We start from the raw sequence: 14,706 nt of genomic DNA, 5'->3' as shown, positions 1-14,706 counted from the left end.
CATCGCATCAGCATCGTCCACATGCCGGCACCGCGGCACAGGCAATGCAGGACACATGACCCGCACACGTTACAGCGAGTGCACAATCATCAGGTTGTAGCTATTGCCCGCCACCGAGTTCTCGACCTCGATGGGGAGGTAAACGTTGAAGTTGAGAAGGTTCTTTTCGTCGAACCGCCAGGACAACCCGGGACCAACGTAGAACTGCCTGCGCTTGCTGTCGGGAATGCTCTGGTCGTTGGTGCGGTTGTTCTTTAACTGCTGCAGGTAATACCCATTGATGCCCAGACGCAATTGTTCGGTGACCTTGACCGAGCTGGCGAAGTTTGCCCACAGCACATCGCCGGCCTGGCCGTTGCGAAAACGGAACCCGGGAATCGGCGGCACACCGCCGGCGCGGCTGGTGCGGAAGTTGTAGAGGTAATTCAGCCGCCCGCTGATTTCCCAGTTGTCGCTGGGTTGCACGGTGAAGGCCCAATGCGGTGCGACCGACCAGAAACCGGTGCTCTGGTTGATGGGGACATCGCGATCGAACTTGCCCACGGGCGCGAAGGCGTCGATGGCAAATCGCTGGAAGAACAGCACCCGCCCATCGCGCATCACCGGCGGCATCTGCAGCGCCGGCCCGAACGAGATATCGCCCAGACCCAAGCCATTGCTGCTCAAGCGCACCGGGCTATCGGCAGCGACGGAGGTGTCGTAATTGACCAGCGGCACGATCGCATTGAAGCTCAACGAACCGCCCTTCCAGGTGTAGGGCGTGACGTAGATGAGCTGGGTCAACGCGACGCTGACCCCGACGTTGGGGTCGCGGAACGCCGGCGAATTATCGCCGTTGGCATTTTTGATCGCATCGAAATCGTAGTACCGCAGATACTCGATGGCCGTCCATCCAGGCTTCATGGAACTGAAGCCATCTAGAAAACTGGTGCCACCCAAATTGATGCCTTGCGGTGGCGCCGCGGTTTCCGGCACGGCCTGCGCCCACGCTGCTGGCGACGCTGCGGCCAGCAAGGCAGCGATGATCAGCGCAGGTTGACGAGGCGACAGCGCATGCGGCAACACCGAACCACAACGAACAGACGAACGGACGCGTTCCACTAGGCGAATCTCCGATGCAAAGGGAATGGATGACTGCGATGCGACGCGACGGGGAGGGGAGAAAACAGGACTCAAAGACGGCGGCACGCGACATGCGCCATCGGGACAGCGATGGGTAACGGTGTTGTCTGCAGCCCGGATGCGCCGACTCAGCCGGTGCCGACCCGCAGCAGCAGCGACCCGAGCCGTTGCTGGAACAACCAGCGCCCCTGCTCGAGCACCAGCACATCCTCGAAGCTGCCCAGCAATGCCGGCGATTGCGCCGTCCACGGCGGCGCTGCGGAGGTATCGCCGGCGGTGTAGAGCAGGACATGGCTGTGCGCGTGCGCCAGCGTGTGCGACTGGACGCTGACCAAGGTATTGAGCATCAGGTGGCACGTGGTGCGCGGCGCACGCTCGCGAAACGACTGCAAGATGGCCTCGCGCCCCCGCACGGGCGCATCCGGTGCACTGGGACGCGCGAACACACCATCGTCGGTGAACAACGCGGCCAGGCCGGCATGATCATGGCGGTCGTTGCACAGCGCGAACCGGCGGATCGCTTGCTCGCAGGCAATGATGATCGAGACGTCGTCGTGCATGCAGCGTTCCTCAAGGCGTGACCAAGGCAATCTCGACACCCGGCGAACTGCGTGTTTCGGCAGCAGTGGCCCCGTAGTCCCATGCGTTCGGCGGGCGCGCCATCACGCGGCCTGCAACCAGTCGCGCAGCGCGTCGCTGACGGCGGCAGGTGCTTCCACCGGCGCCATGTGCCCGCAGTGTTCGAAAATCGCCAGCCGCGCCTGCGGAATGTGTCGTGCCATGTCCTGATGCCGCGCCAATGGGCTCCACGCGTCCTGTCGCCCGACTCCCAACAACGTCGGGCATGTGATGTGCGCGAGCACCGGTGCCGCATCGGGGCGTTCCAGCAGGGCATTGGTCTGCCCAGCAAAACTTTGCGCGCTTTGCCGTTGCACCATGGCCATCAAGCCATCCATCAACGCGCCATCGGCGCGGTGATCGGGGTGCAGCATCGGCGGCAACCAGCGCTGAGCCAGCGCCTGCATTCCCTGGGCATGCGCCAGTCGCACCAATGCAAGCCGCTCTTCGCGTTCGCCGTCGCGGCGCGGCGCGATGCCTGTATCGAGCAGGGCCAGCCGCAGCACGCGCGCTGGCGCCTGGCGCATGATTTCCAGCGCGACCCGCCCGCCCATCGAATGTCCCGCCAGCGCAAAGTGCGGCGGCGCAACGTCCAATACATGCGCGGCCATCTGCGCGATGCTGTCGAAGCCGGCGAAATCCATCACCTGCACATCGGCCAGATCGCGCAGCGCGACGCGCTGCGGTTGCCAGATGGCGGCGTCGCACAGCAGGCCGCACAACAACAGCACTGCCGGCTTGGACGAAGGAGGCGCAGACGAGGTCATGGCGCGACTGTAGCCATGGCAGCCACGCACGTCGTATGGAACCTGCTGCCTTCGCTATAGCATCAAAGGCATATCAAGGCATGACAGACAGCCGCCGACGCCGATTCCGGCGGCGGGTGCGATTGGCTCACGCGCCGCCGGAGGCGCGCTTCCACAGCGCATCGACCAACGGCGGCAACGTGCCGGCCAGGCCCAATACCGATCCGCGCAACAAGGTCAGGTGCATTTCGTCGTTGGAAAACACCGTATTGATCGCATCGAAGCCGTAGGCGGCCACGGTGTTCTCGCTGCGCCGGGTACGTGCCCAGCGTTGCAGGCGATGCGGCGCGGCCCAATCGGCACGTTTGGCCATCGCCTCGCGCACGCTCTGCCGCAATGCCGCCACATCGCGCAGGCCCAGGTTGACGCCCTGCCCGGCCAGCGGATGCACCACATGCGCGGCGTCGCCCAGGGTCAGCACGCGGCCGCTGACGTACTGCTGCACCAGCTGCCGTTGCAGCGGGAAGGCAGTGCGTGCCGACACCACGCGCACCTCGCCCAGGCGCGCGGCAAAGGCCTGGGTCAACTCACGCGAGAAATCGGCATCGTGCAGCGCCAGCACGCGCTCGGCGTCGGCATCCGGCAAGGTCCACACGATCGAACTGCGGCCATCGGCGAACGGCAGGAAGGCCAGCGGCCCGGTGGTCAGGAAGCGCTGCCAGGCGGTGGCCTGATGCGGGTGCTCGGTTTCCACGAAGGCAACCACGCCGCGCTGTGCGTAGGCATGCCGGGAGACCGGCAGCCCGGCGAGTTCACGCAGGGTGGAGGCTGCACCATCGGCGGCAATGGCCATTGCCGCTTCCAGCCGGCTGCCATCGTCCAGGCGCAGGCGCACGCTGGCGGTGTCCTGCTCCAGTTCGACCACGCGTGCCGGACAATGCACTTCGATGCCGGCCGCATGCACGGCGGCCCACAAGCGGTCCACCAGCACGTCGTTTTCGATGATCCATCCCAGTTGCTCGCGTCCCAGCGTGTCCGCGTCGAAGCCCAGCTCGCCACCGCCACCGGCATCCCAGACCCGCATGCGCCGGTAAGGCTGCACACGCGCGGCACACACCGCATTCCACACGCCCAGGCTGTCGAGCAACGCAGCGTTGTCGGCGGCGAAGGCATAGACACGCAGATCGGGGTGATCGGCGTGCCAGCGGACAGGCTCACGCCCTTCGACCAGGGCAACGCTCAGGCCGGCATCGTTCAACGCCAGCGCGCAGGCGGCGCCGACGACGCCACCGCCGACGATCACCGCATCACGCGTGCTGCGCCGGCTCATGCGCTGCTCCGGCACAGCTGCGGCACATCGCCACGAAAGCCCATGGCGCCGCCTACCAGCATCGATTGCAGCGGGGCCGCCTGCGACGTGGCAAACAAGCCCAGGCTACGCAACGGCCGCAGCAACGGCGCCGGGTTGCCGGTGAGCCGCGCCAGACCGCTGGAAAACCCGATGGTGTGCTCGCGGTCCACCCGCCGCCGCGCCAGATACTCGGCCAGCAACGCACCGGCACCGGCATCGCTGCGATCGTGCTCGATCAATTCGGCCAGCGTCAGCGCATCGCGCAGCCCCAGGTTGAAGCCCTGCGCACCGATCGGATGCAGCGTCTGCGCGGCATTGCCCAACAGCACCACGCGCTCGGCGATGAGGCTGTTGGCCAGCACCTGCACCAGCGGATAGGCACTGCGCTCGCCGGTGGCGACGAAGCGCCCGGCACGCCAGCCGGCGGCACGCTGCAGGCGCGCCAGCCAGCCGGCGTCATCGAGCGCAGCCACGGCCTCGGCCTCGGCGCGCGCCACGCAATGGATCGCACCGTAATGGCGGTCGCCACGTGGCAACAGCGCAGTTGGCCCATGTTCGCCAAAACGCTCCCAGGCCGTGCCATCGGGCGGTCGTGACGCACGCACGCGCGCCACGAACAGGGTCTGCAGGAAATCGTGGGCATCGGTACCGATGTGCAGCAGCTCGCGCACCGCGCTATGGCTGCCATCGGCGCCGACCACCAGTCTGGCCTGCACACGTTGCTCGCCCGCATCGGTGGCCAGGCGCACCGCGCGCACGTCGTCCTGCACCGGCTCTATGCCGATGCACCGCGCAGGCCGGTAACGCCGCAGATGGGTCAGTTCGTCCAGACGGGTCTGCAAGGCATCGCCGAAGTCGCGTGCCACCACCACCTGGCCGAAGGCGTCGCGGCCGTAATCGGCCGCGTCCAGTTGCACGCGGCCGAAGTCCCCGGCGCGGCTGACATGGATGCGCCGGATCGGCCCGGGCGGGCTGCGCAGCTTGGCCATCACCCCGAGCGCACCCAGCGCGTTCACCGTGGCCGCGGCGAAACTGAGGTTGCGTTGATCAAACACTGCCGGCGGCGTGCCGGCCGGGGTGGCCTCCACCAGCCCGACATCCAGGCCGAGGCGGTCCAGCGCAATCGCAAGGCTGGAGCCGACCAGGCCGCCGCCAACGATCAGAACGTCATGGGGATGTGTCATTCCCACATGATAAGCCTTCGCCCCCTGCGCGTTGCCGCCAAAGGGCGGGACATCTGCCGCGCCCGCTGCCCACCTGCGCCTTGCCCGGCTCGCACGCAGCGCAGCGCGTCACGCGCTCCCCAAAACGCATGCAGCGGCTGGCACAGCGTGGCGGGCAGTCGCAGGGCGGGCGCGGACGGCGCACCCGGACGCGGCGATCTAGGCGTGGTGCAGGCCGATTCCGGGCGCCGCCCACGCGCGCCTGGCACTGCGCACTCGTTCTGCAGCTGCCGTGCCCAAGCCGCGGGCAGCACCACTTCCACGCTACACTCCAGGGCCTGTAATCCGGCCCGCTCCGCGCATGACTTCTCGCTCGCACGACACCCTGATTCTGAGTCTGCTCGCCGTATTGATGGCAGCCACGCGGATCAATCACTTCGCGCCGGTTCCGGATGCGTCCTGGGCGGTGTTCTTCATCGGCGGATTTCATCTGGCTGCGCGCACCAAGCTGGCATTTCCACTGCTGATGCTGCTGGCCGTGGCGGTGGACTGGCTGGTGATCACCGGCCAGGGCCTGAGCTTCTGGCAGCACTACTGCGTGTCGCCGGCCTACTGGTGCCTGATCCCGGCGTATTTCGCGCTGTGGGCCGGCGGCATGTGGCTGCGCCGGCACTATCATGGCGCACAGTGGAGCGCGCTGGCGCGGCTGGTGCCGGCCCTGCTGATCGCCGTGGCGTTGTGCCAGCTGATCGCCCAGGGCAGCTTCTACTGGATCAGCGCCAGCGTGGCCGACCCGACCGTGGCCGGCTGGTTCAAGAATTACACCGACTGGCTGGGGCCCTATCTGCGCAGTGCCGCGCTGTACGTGGCGGCCGCCGCGGTGATCCAGGTGGCTGCCGAGCGTCTGTCCGCACCGCGTCGCCAGCCCTACGCCGGCTAAGCCATGGGCAATCGACTCTCTCGTATCTATACGCGGACCGGCGACGACGGCAGCACCGGCCTGGGCGACGGCAGCCGGACCGGCAAGGATGCGTTGCGCGTCAATGCCTACGGCACCGTGGACGAAGCCAATTCGGCCATCGGCGTGCTGCTGGCCGCCCCCGGTGTGCCGGAGCCGATCGCCGCACTGCTGACCACCGTGCAGCACCAGTTGTTCGACCTGGGCGGCGAGCTCTGCATCCCCGGCCACGCGGCCATCGACGCGGCCGACATCCAGGCGCTGGAGACGCAATTGGACGCCTTCAACCAGACGCTGCCCGCACTGCAGGAATTCATCTTGCCGGCCGGCGGTGAGGCCGCCGCGCGCTGCCATCTGGCCCGCACCATCGTGCGCCGGGCCGAGCGCGAGACCGTTGCGCTGTCGCGCCAGGAAGCGGTACGCAGCGAGGCGATCGGCTATCTCAACCGCTTGTCCGACCTGCTGTTCGTGTTGGCGCGCGTGCTGGCGCGTGCCGATGGTCGGCAGGAAGTCCTGTGGCGGCACGACCGCCGACGCGGTTGAGCATGTGCCCGGGTCGGCACAGAGGCTAGAGTTGCCCCATGTTGGTCTTTACCCATCCCGCCTGCCTCGGTCACGACGCCGGCCCTGAGCACCCGGAGAGCCCCGCCCGCCTGGAAGCGGTCGTCCAGGCCCTGCGCGGCGCATTCCCAGATCTGGACTGGCGCGAAGCGCCGTTGGCCAAGCTGGGCGACCTGTGCCGCGTGCACGAGCGCGAGCAGGTGGATGCGGTGCTGGAAACCGCCTTCGACGGCTATCGTCAGCTGGACGTGGATACACGCATGGTGCCGGCCTCGCGCGCGGCCGCCTTGCGCGCCGCAGGCGCCGGCATCGCCGCGGTCGATGCGGTGATGCAGGACCAGGCCCGCACCGCCTTCTGCGCCGTGCGTCCGCCCGGTCACCACGCCACCGCACAGGTGTCGATGGGATTTTGCCTGTTCAACAACATCGCCGTGGCCGCCGCCCACGCCCGCGACCGGCATGGGCTGGAACGCATCACCATCGTGGATTTCGACGTCCATCACGGTAACGGCACCCAGGCGATCTTCGAACGCGACCCCACCGTGCAGTACCTGAGCACCCACCAGTCCGGGCTGTATCCGCATTCGGGCAGCGTGTACGAGCGCGGCGTCGGCAATATCCACAACCTGCTGCTGCCACCGGGCAGCGACGGGCTGCGCTTCCGTAATGTCTGGGAAGACGAGATGCTGCCGCTCGTCGATGCCTTCCGCCCGCAATTGATCCTGATCTCCGCCGGCTTCGATGCGCATCTGCGCGACCCACTGGCCGACCTGATGCTGGACGACGACGATTTCGCCTGGCTCACCGGCGCGCTGCGCACACTCGCCGACCGCCATGCACGCGGCCGCGTGGTCTCGATGCTGGAAGGCGGCTACGACCTGCAGGCGCTGCGCGAAAGCAGCGTGGCGCACGTGGCAGCGCTGCGCTGAACCCCGGCCAGGGCGCCGGTCGCGTCACCGAGTGCGATGAACCTCGCCCTCCCGGCGCCGGCGCTCTTCATTGCCCCTATGCGGGGTATGCGGCAAGCTAGTCGCCATTTTATTGGTTGAACCCACGCGTGCGCCGAGCTCTCCGCCTGCTGCCCCTGCCTTTGAGCATCGCCATCTGCCTCCCGGCCATGGCTGCCGACAAGCCGTTGAACTGGGGACTGTGCCCGGCCGTAGACCCGCTACCCGGCTTCGACGGCGCCCCCGCCGCCGACCCCAAGGCCGCAGAAATGCGCCAGCAGTTGCCGACCGACATCGAAGGCGACCAACTCTCCGGCACCAGCACCACCCCGCAATACCAAGGCAATGTTGCGTTGAAGCGCGGCGACCAGTTCCTGGGTGCCGACAACCTGCGCATGGACACCGAAACCGGCAACTACATCGCCGAAGGCAATGTCCGCTACCAGGACACCTCTTTCCGCATGGTCGCCGACCGCGCCGAGGGCAATCAGGACACCGACACCCACAAGGTCACCAACATCCAGTACCAGTTGGTGGAGCGCCGCGGCAATGGCGACGCCGAATCGGTGGACCTGCAGGGCCAGGTCGGGCAGATGCATCGGTCCACGTACACCACCTGCGACCCCTCGCAGCCGATCTGGCGCGTTCGCGCGCCGGAGATCGACGTCGACAACGAGGAAGGTTTCGGTACCGCGCGCAACGCGGTGCTGCAGATCGGCAAGGTGCCGGTGCTGTACTTCCCGTGGTTCAAGTTCCCGATCGACGACCGCCGCCAGACCGGCCTGCTGTTTCCGCAATTCGGTCTGTCCGGCCGTAACGGCTTCGACTACCTGCAGCCGATCTATCTGAACCTGGCGCCGAACTACGACGCCACGTTGTTGCCGCGCTACATGAGCAAGCGCGGTTTCATGTTCGGCACCGAATTCCGGTACCTGTACGAGGGCGGTCGCGGCGAAGTCACCGGCAACTACCTGCCCAACGACAAGTTGCGCGACAAGGACCGTGGCAGCGTGTTCTACAGCGGCTACCACAACGTCAACAGCAATTGGCAGGCGCGCAGTAGCATCTCCTGGGTCAGCGACACGCGCTACGTGGAAGATTTCACCAGCCGCATCAACGGCATGGGCTCGGCCTCCAGCCTGCAGAGCACCGTGGGCATCTACGGCACCGGCGAGACCTGGACCGCGGGCCTGATGGCCGACCGTTGGCAGCTCACCGACTACACGCTGGACGAGCAGGCCCTGCCCTATAACCGGCAGCCGCGCGCGTATTTCACCTGGGAAAAGCCGCTGGGCATTTTCGAGGCCGGTATCTATGCCGAGGCAGTGCGCTTCACCCACGACGATTCGTACCAGGTGAATTTCATCCCGAACGCCAACAACAACAATGGCGACGAGTACGTCCGTACCAATATCCGCAACAAGCAATACGGCAGCGGCGCGCGCCTGGACGTCAAGCCCTACATCTCGATGCCGCTGTCGGGCGCAGCATGGTTCCTGACGCCTACCGTGGCGTGGCGCTACACCGCGTACCAGCTGGATTCCACGCTGGCCGATACCGCACCGCTGACCGGCAACCGCACGCCCACGCGCAGCCTGCCGATCGCCTCGCTGGACGCCGGCCTGTACTTCGATCGCGAAACCTCGCTGTTTGGCACCAACTATCTCAATACGTTGGAGCCGCGCATGTACTACCTGTACGTGCCGTACCGCGACCAGGACGATCTGCCGGTGTTCGACACCCGTCCGTTCACCTTCAGCTACGGGCAGCTGTTCCGCGACACCCGCTACACCGGCGCCGACCGCCAGAACGATGCCAACCAGCTGACCCTGGCAGTGACCTCGCGCTGGCTGCGCCAGGACGACGGCCGCGAAAAGCTCTCGCTGAGCGCGGGCCAGATCCTGTACTTCAGCGACTCGCTGGTCACCATCAACAACAGCAACAATTCGGCAGCCGGCAGCGAGCAGACCGTCGAACAGGGCAAGTCCGCCTGGGTGGCCGACGCCAACTACATGATCAACGACCGCTGGTCGATGGGCGCCACCTACCAGTGGAACCCGAACTCGCGCAAGGAAGATCTGGCCAGCCTGCGCACGCGCTATCTGCTCAACAACGACGGCATCATCAACCTGGCGTATCGCTACCGTCGCAACCTCACCGACAACAGCGACCAGCTCAAGCAGGCCGATTTCTCCTTCCTGTACCCGATCAACCCCAGCTGGAGCGCGGTCGGTCGGTACTACTACTCGCTGCTGGACCGCAAGCCGCTGGAAATCATCGGTGGCGTGCAATGGGACAGCTGCTGCCTGGCGGTACGCGGGCTGGTGCGCCGGTTCGTGCGCAACCGCGATGGCGAGATGGACAACTCGATCCAGATTGAGTTCGTGCTGAAGGGCTTGAGCTCGTTCGGGCAGAACACGGACCGCACTTTGCGCCGTGCTATTCTCGGCTATTACCGCGACGACCTCTACCTGGTCCCGCCCAGCAACACCACGACCAATCCGGACGATTACGATCCGAACCTGATTCCATGACCAAGCCTTTCTCTGTTGTTCTTGCCTCGCTGCTGGCCATCACCAGCACGGTTTCGCCGTTGGCCTCGGCACAGCAATCCCAGCCGCTGGATCGCATCGCTGCCATCGTCGACGAAGACGTGGTGCTGCAGAGCGAGCTCGATCGCGCAGTCCGCAACGTCAAGTCGCAGTACGCCGGTCGCGAAAACCAGCTGCCGCCAGACGATGTGCTGCAGCGGCAGGTGCTTGAGCGCCTGGTGCTGGTCAAGCTGCAGGTCAGCCGTGCCGATGGCAACGGTATCCGCGTCAGCGACGAAGAACTCAACCGCGCCATCGCCAGCATCGCCCAGCAGAACGGCACGACCGTGGACGGCCTGCGCCAGAAGCTGGCAGCCGACGGGATGGGCTACGCCGATTTCCGCGCATCGGTGCGCGACGAGATCATCGTGCAGCGCCTGCGCCAGAGTTTTGCGCAAAGCCGCATCAGCGTGAGCGAAGGCGAAGTGGATACCGCACTGGCCCAACAGGCCGCCACCGGTAGCCAGTACCACCTGGCGCACATCCTGATCGGCTTGCCGGAAGGGGCAACTGCCGAGCAGATCGCCACCGGCCAGAAGAAGGTCGATGGCGTCAAAGCCTTGATCGACAAGGGCGAGCTGGATTTTTCGGCCGCTGCGGTGCGTTATTCCGATAGCCCCAATGCGCTGGAAGGCGGCGATCTGGGCTGGCGCAGCCTGGATGAAATCCCGAACGCATTTGCGCAGCTGATCCGCGACATGCAGCCCGGCCAGGTGGCCGGACCGCTGCGCGGCCCGAGTGGCTTCCAGTTGCTCAAGCTGGTGGAAATGCGCGACGCCAATGCCGGCGGCGAAAAGAAGATGGTCACCGAGTACCACGCACGCCACATCCTGGTGCGGATCGGCGAGAACCAGACCGAGGCGCAGGCCAAGGCCAAGATCGATACGATTCGCGCGCGCATCGTTGGTGGTGCCGATTTCCAGGCGACGGCCAAGGAGTCCTCCGAGGACACCAACAGCCGCGGTCAGGGTGGCGATCTGGGCTGGTTCCCCGCCGATGCGTTCGGCCCGGACTTCGGCAAGCAGGTCGAAAGCCTGACCGACGGCGCAGTCTCCGAACCGTTCCGGACCCAGGCGGGCTGGCACATCGTGCAGCGCGTCGGTAGCCGCCAGACCGACGTCAGCGCCGAGAACCAGCGCGCGCAGGTGCGTGAAACCATCGGTCGCCGCAAGCTGGAAGAAGAGTACAACCGCTATCTGCAGGAACTGCGTGGCGAAGCGTACGTGAGCTACCGCACCGGCGACCGCGCCGATGACAATGCCACTGCCGCTCCGGCCAAATCGGCAGACCCGGCAGCGCCTTCGCCGCCGCCGGCAAAGCCGACGCGCTGAGACCGGGCAGCCGGATAGCATGATGGTCCCGTCGCTCGCGCTGGTGCCAGGCGAGCCGGCCGGAATCGGGCCGGAGCTATGCATCCGGCTTGCGCAGCAGCCGCGCTCGGACGCGCATCTGATTGCCTACGCCGACCCAGACACCCTGCACAGCGCCGCAACGGCGCTGTCGTTGCCTGTACGGCTGCTCGATCCCGACCAGCCGGCACGTGCACCCGGCGACCTGCCGCTGCATCCCGTTCGCCAGGCCGTGACCACGCGTTTGGGCGCACCCGACCCGGCCAATGCGGCAGCAGTGATCGCCGGCCTGCGCAGCGCCGCGGGTGACTGCCTCGCCGGCCGCCTGCAGGGAATCGTCACTGGCCCGGTGCACAAGGCAGTGATCAACGCCGGCGGCATTGCTTACACCGGCACCACCGAACTGCTGGCCGAACAAGCCGGTTGCCCGGTGGTGATGATGCTGGCCAACAGCATCGTGCGCGTCGCGCTGGTGACAACCCATCTGCCGCTGCGTGCGGTGGCCGATGCGATCACCGCCGATGCGCTGCTGCAATGCCTGCGCATTACCCATGCAGCGATGCAGCGCGACTTCGGTCTGGAGCACCCGCGCATCGCCGTGCTCGGCCTCAACCCGCATGCCGGCGAAGACGGTCACCTGGGCCGCGAGGAACTGGATATCGTCATTCCGGTGCTGGAGCAGCTGCGCGGCGAGGGCATGCAGCTGATCGGCCCGCTGCCGGCGGACACCGCGTTCTTGCCGCAGAAACTGCGCGGTTTCGACGCGGTGGTGGCGATGTATCACGACCAGGGCCTGCCGGTGCTCAAGTACAGCGGCTTCGAGCAGGCTGTAAATATCACCCTGGGCCTGCCCTACCCGCGCGTGGCGGTGGATCACGGTACTGCGCTGGAACTGGCCGGCCGCGGAATCGCGGACCCCTCCAGCCTGATGGCAGCCACTGCGTTGTGCGCCCGATTGGCGGCGCGCCGCTAACACCACGCGTGCTTGCTCGGCGCGGGCCTGCCGCATGGCGCACGCCGCCGATCCGCCAGGCCAGGCGGGCACGCGAACGACACCGCGTGCAGGCGCGGCCTCCGTTAAACTGCGCAGATGAATTCTTCTTTTAGCGCACCGGCCAAGAAGTCGCTTGGCCAGCACTTTCTTGCCGACCGGTATTACATCGACCGCATCGTGCAGGCGGTAGACCCGCGCGCCGGCCAGCATCTGGTCGAGATCGGCCCGGGCCAGGGTGCCATCACCTTTCCGTTGCTGCGCAGGCATGGCGCGCTGACCGTGATCGAATTCGATCGCGACCTGATCGCGCCGTTGACCGAAGCGGCGGCCCCGATCGGCGCGCTGAGCATCATCCACCGCGATGTGCTCAGCGTGGATTTCACTGCACTGGCCGATGGCACGCCAATCCGCCTGGTCGGCAACCTGCCCTACAACATCTCCTCGCCGATCCTGTTCCATGCGCTGGACCATGCCGCTGCCGTGACCGACATGCATTTCATGCTGCAAAAGGAAGTGGTCGACCGCATGGCCGCCGGCCCCGGCAGCAAGGTGTACGGACGGCTCAGCGTGATGCTGCAGGCGTATTGCGAGGTGACTGCGCTGTTCGTGGTGCCGCCGGGCGCATTCCGGCCGCCGCCGAAGGTGGACTCGGCCGTGGTGCGGCTGGTGCCGCGCGACCCGGCCACGGTGCAGATCAACGACCGCCGCCGCTTCGCCGATGTGGTGCGCGCCGGGTTCGGGCAGCGCCGCAAGACCCTGCGCAATGCCTTGTCCACCATTTGCGAACCGGCCCATTTCGACGCCGCGCAGGTGCGCCCGGATGCACGCGCCGAACAACTGGAGGTCGCGGATTTCATCCGGCTGGCCAATGTCGAGCTGGCTTGAGCGCCGCTCCCACACCGTTTTATTTAGACTTTCGCCATGCAAGATGATCCGCGCTACCGCGTCGAGGTCGAGGTATCGCCCCGCTTCCTCGCCCATCAATCCACCCCGGACGAAGGCCGCTACGCCTTTGCCTACAGCATCCGCATCCAGAATGCGGGCGCGGTGCCTGCGCGCCTGATCGCGCGTCATTGGCAGATCACCGATGGCAACGGGCGCACCGAGCAGGTGGATGGCGAAGGCGTGGTCGGCGAACAGCCGTGGCTGCGACCGGGCGAAGCTTTCCATTACACCTCCGGCGTACTGCTGGAGACCGAGCAGGGACAGATGCAGGGCCACTACGACATGGTGGCCGACGATGGCACCGAATTTATCGCTCCGATCGCCGCCTTCGTGCTGAGCGTGCCCAGGACGCTGCACTGATGAATGCCGGAGTAAGGGAGCGCGCGCAATGAGCGTCTGGGCCATCGGCGACCTGCAAGGGTGCTACGACATCACCCAGCGGTTGCTGGAGAAGATCAATTTCGACCCCGCCCAGGACACGCTGTGGTTCTGCGGCGATCTGGTCAACCGCGGCGGGCAATCGCTGGAAACGCTGCGCCTGGTGCATTCCCTGCGCGCGCACAGCGTGGTGGTGCTGGGCAATCACGACCTGTCGCTGCTGGCGATCGGTGCGCGTTCGGAAGAAGAGCAGCGCAAGGTCAACCCGGATCTGCTGCGCATCGTGATGGCCGAAGATCGCGATGCGTTGCTGGACTGGCTACGCATGCAGAAGCTGGCGCACGTGGACCGCACCCTGGGCTGGATGATGATCCATGCCGGGCTGGCGCCGAAGTGGACCACGCAGATGGCCGAAAAGCATGCACGCGAGGTCGAGCAGCAACTGCAGGGCGGCGGCTATCGCAAGCTGCTGCGCAATATGTACGGCGACCAGCCGGGCTGGTCGCCGGGCCTGAGCGGCTACGACCGCAGCCGGGCCATCATCAACCTGTTCACCCGCATGCGCTACTGCACCCCGCGTGGGCGCATCGCCACCGACGACAAGGGCACGCCGGGGACGCAGGCACAGGGCCTGTATCCCTGGTTCGAAGTGCCGGGACGGGTCGAGCGCGACCTGAAGATCGTCTGCGGGCATTGGTCCGCACTGGGCCTGACGATCACCCAGGGTGTGCATGCGATCGATACCGGCGCGGTCTGGGGCGGCAAGCTCACGGCGTTGCAGCTGGATAGCGAGGAGCTGCGCGTGGTGCAGGTGCCCGGACGGGAAGTGACCGGGCCGGCACCGGTCGCACGCGCACCGCGGCGTCCACGTGAGCGTCAGGGGCGTCAGCGCTCGCGCGGCAACCGCGGCACTGCGGGGAACGCAGCGGCCGGCCCCAAGCCGTCAGTCGATACGCCACAGGACTGAGCGCGCGAGGCGCCCG

Annotated in this window: 14 protein-coding genes; 9 read left to right on the top strand and 5 right to left on the bottom strand. The window is 66.6% G+C overall.

All coding sequences use genetic code 11. The features are described 5' to 3' along the window. Positions 1 to 69: 69 nt before the first annotated feature. The 5 genes from HLH45_RS09120 to ubiH form a co-directional block, all read right to left on the bottom strand. On the bottom strand, positions 70 to 1,101 hold the full coding sequence (locus HLH45_RS09120; RefSeq protein WP_033478659.1) for a SphA family protein: 1,032 nt from the start codon (positions 1,099 to 1,101) through the stop codon (positions 70 to 72). Positions 1,102 to 1,250: 149 nt separating this feature from the next. After that, positions 1,251 to 1,682 carry a nuclear transport factor 2 family protein gene (locus HLH45_RS09115; RefSeq protein WP_008572574.1) on the bottom strand — a complete coding sequence of 144 codons (432 nt, stop codon included), beginning with the start codon at positions 1,680 to 1,682 and terminating at the stop codon, positions 1,251 to 1,253. A 102-nt stretch (positions 1,683 to 1,784) separates the two neighbouring features. Then, positions 1,785 to 2,507, bottom strand: a complete 723-nt coding sequence (locus HLH45_RS09110; protein ID WP_014089440.1) for an alpha/beta fold hydrolase — start codon at positions 2,505 to 2,507, stop codon at positions 1,785 to 1,787. 127 nt (positions 2,508 to 2,634) lie between these two features. Then, positions 2,635 to 3,816, bottom strand: coding sequence for a UbiH/UbiF family hydroxylase (locus HLH45_RS09105; RefSeq protein ID WP_033478662.1), 1,182 nt, complete (start codon positions 3,814 to 3,816; stop codon positions 2,635 to 2,637). Continuing rightward, complete coding sequence (gene ubiH / locus HLH45_RS09100) at positions 3,813 to 5,021, bottom strand: 2-octaprenyl-6-methoxyphenyl hydroxylase (RefSeq protein WP_008572568.1); 1,209 nt, start codon at positions 5,019 to 5,021, stop codon at positions 3,813 to 3,815. The genes HLH45_RS09105 and ubiH overlap by 4 nt, the downstream gene beginning before the upstream one ends. A 340-nt stretch (positions 5,022 to 5,361) precedes the next feature. Between ubiH and HLH45_RS09095 the strand changes: the two genes are divergently transcribed. The 9 genes from HLH45_RS09095 (at position 5,362) to HLH45_RS09055 (ending at position 14,690) form a co-directional block, all read left to right on the top strand. Next, positions 5,362 to 5,940, top strand: a complete 579-nt coding sequence (locus tag HLH45_RS09095) for a hypothetical protein (RefSeq protein WP_008576405.1) — start codon at positions 5,362 to 5,364, stop codon at positions 5,938 to 5,940. 3 nt (positions 5,941 to 5,943) lie between these two features. Then, complete coding sequence (locus tag HLH45_RS09090) at positions 5,944 to 6,501, top strand: cob(I)yrinic acid a,c-diamide adenosyltransferase (protein WP_008576403.1); 558 nt, start codon at positions 5,944 to 5,946, stop codon at positions 6,499 to 6,501. Positions 6,502 to 6,539: 38 nt separating this feature from the next. Next, a complete protein-coding gene (locus tag HLH45_RS09085) occupies positions 6,540 to 7,448 on the top strand; it encodes a histone deacetylase family protein (protein ID WP_008576401.1) in 909 nt (302 codons plus the stop codon). 128 nt (positions 7,449 to 7,576) lie between these two features. After that, entirely contained in the window at positions 7,577 to 10,000 is a 2,424-nt protein-coding gene (gene lptD, locus HLH45_RS09080) for an LPS-assembly protein LptD (RefSeq protein WP_074053464.1), read from the top strand. After that, a complete protein-coding gene (locus HLH45_RS09075; RefSeq protein WP_008576397.1) occupies positions 9,997 to 11,388 on the top strand; it encodes a peptidylprolyl isomerase in 1,392 nt (463 codons plus the stop codon). Before lptD ends, HLH45_RS09075 begins: the two co-directional genes overlap by 4 nt. Before the next feature lie 19 nt (positions 11,389 to 11,407). Next, complete coding sequence (gene pdxA, locus HLH45_RS09070) at positions 11,408 to 12,379, top strand: 4-hydroxythreonine-4-phosphate dehydrogenase PdxA (RefSeq protein WP_008576395.1); 972 nt, start codon at positions 11,408 to 11,410, stop codon at positions 12,377 to 12,379. 117 nt (positions 12,380 to 12,496) lie between these two features. Further along, positions 12,497 to 13,285, top strand: a complete 789-nt coding sequence (rsmA, locus tag HLH45_RS09065; protein ID WP_008576393.1) for a 16S rRNA (adenine(1518)-N(6)/adenine(1519)-N(6))-dimethyltransferase RsmA — start codon at positions 12,497 to 12,499, stop codon at positions 13,283 to 13,285. 36 nt (positions 13,286 to 13,321) lie between these two features. Continuing rightward, positions 13,322 to 13,705, top strand: coding sequence for a Co2+/Mg2+ efflux facilitator ApaG/CorD (gene apaG / locus HLH45_RS09060; protein WP_007965232.1), 384 nt, complete (start codon positions 13,322 to 13,324; stop codon positions 13,703 to 13,705). A 28-nt stretch (positions 13,706 to 13,733) separates the two neighbouring features. After that, the gene (locus tag HLH45_RS09055) at positions 13,734 to 14,690 is read left to right on the top strand and encodes a symmetrical bis(5'-nucleosyl)-tetraphosphatase (RefSeq protein WP_008576392.1); all 957 of its coding nucleotides are present in this window, start codon (positions 13,734 to 13,736) and stop codon (positions 14,688 to 14,690) included. The last annotated feature ends 16 nt before the right edge of the window (positions 14,691 to 14,706 follow it).

The sequence above is a fragment of the Xanthomonas euvesicatoria genome (assembly GCF_013112235.1).
GTDB lineage: Bacteria > Pseudomonadota > Gammaproteobacteria > Xanthomonadales > Xanthomonadaceae > Xanthomonas > Xanthomonas euvesicatoria.
This window is presented reverse-complemented; position numbering and strand designations above follow the sequence as displayed.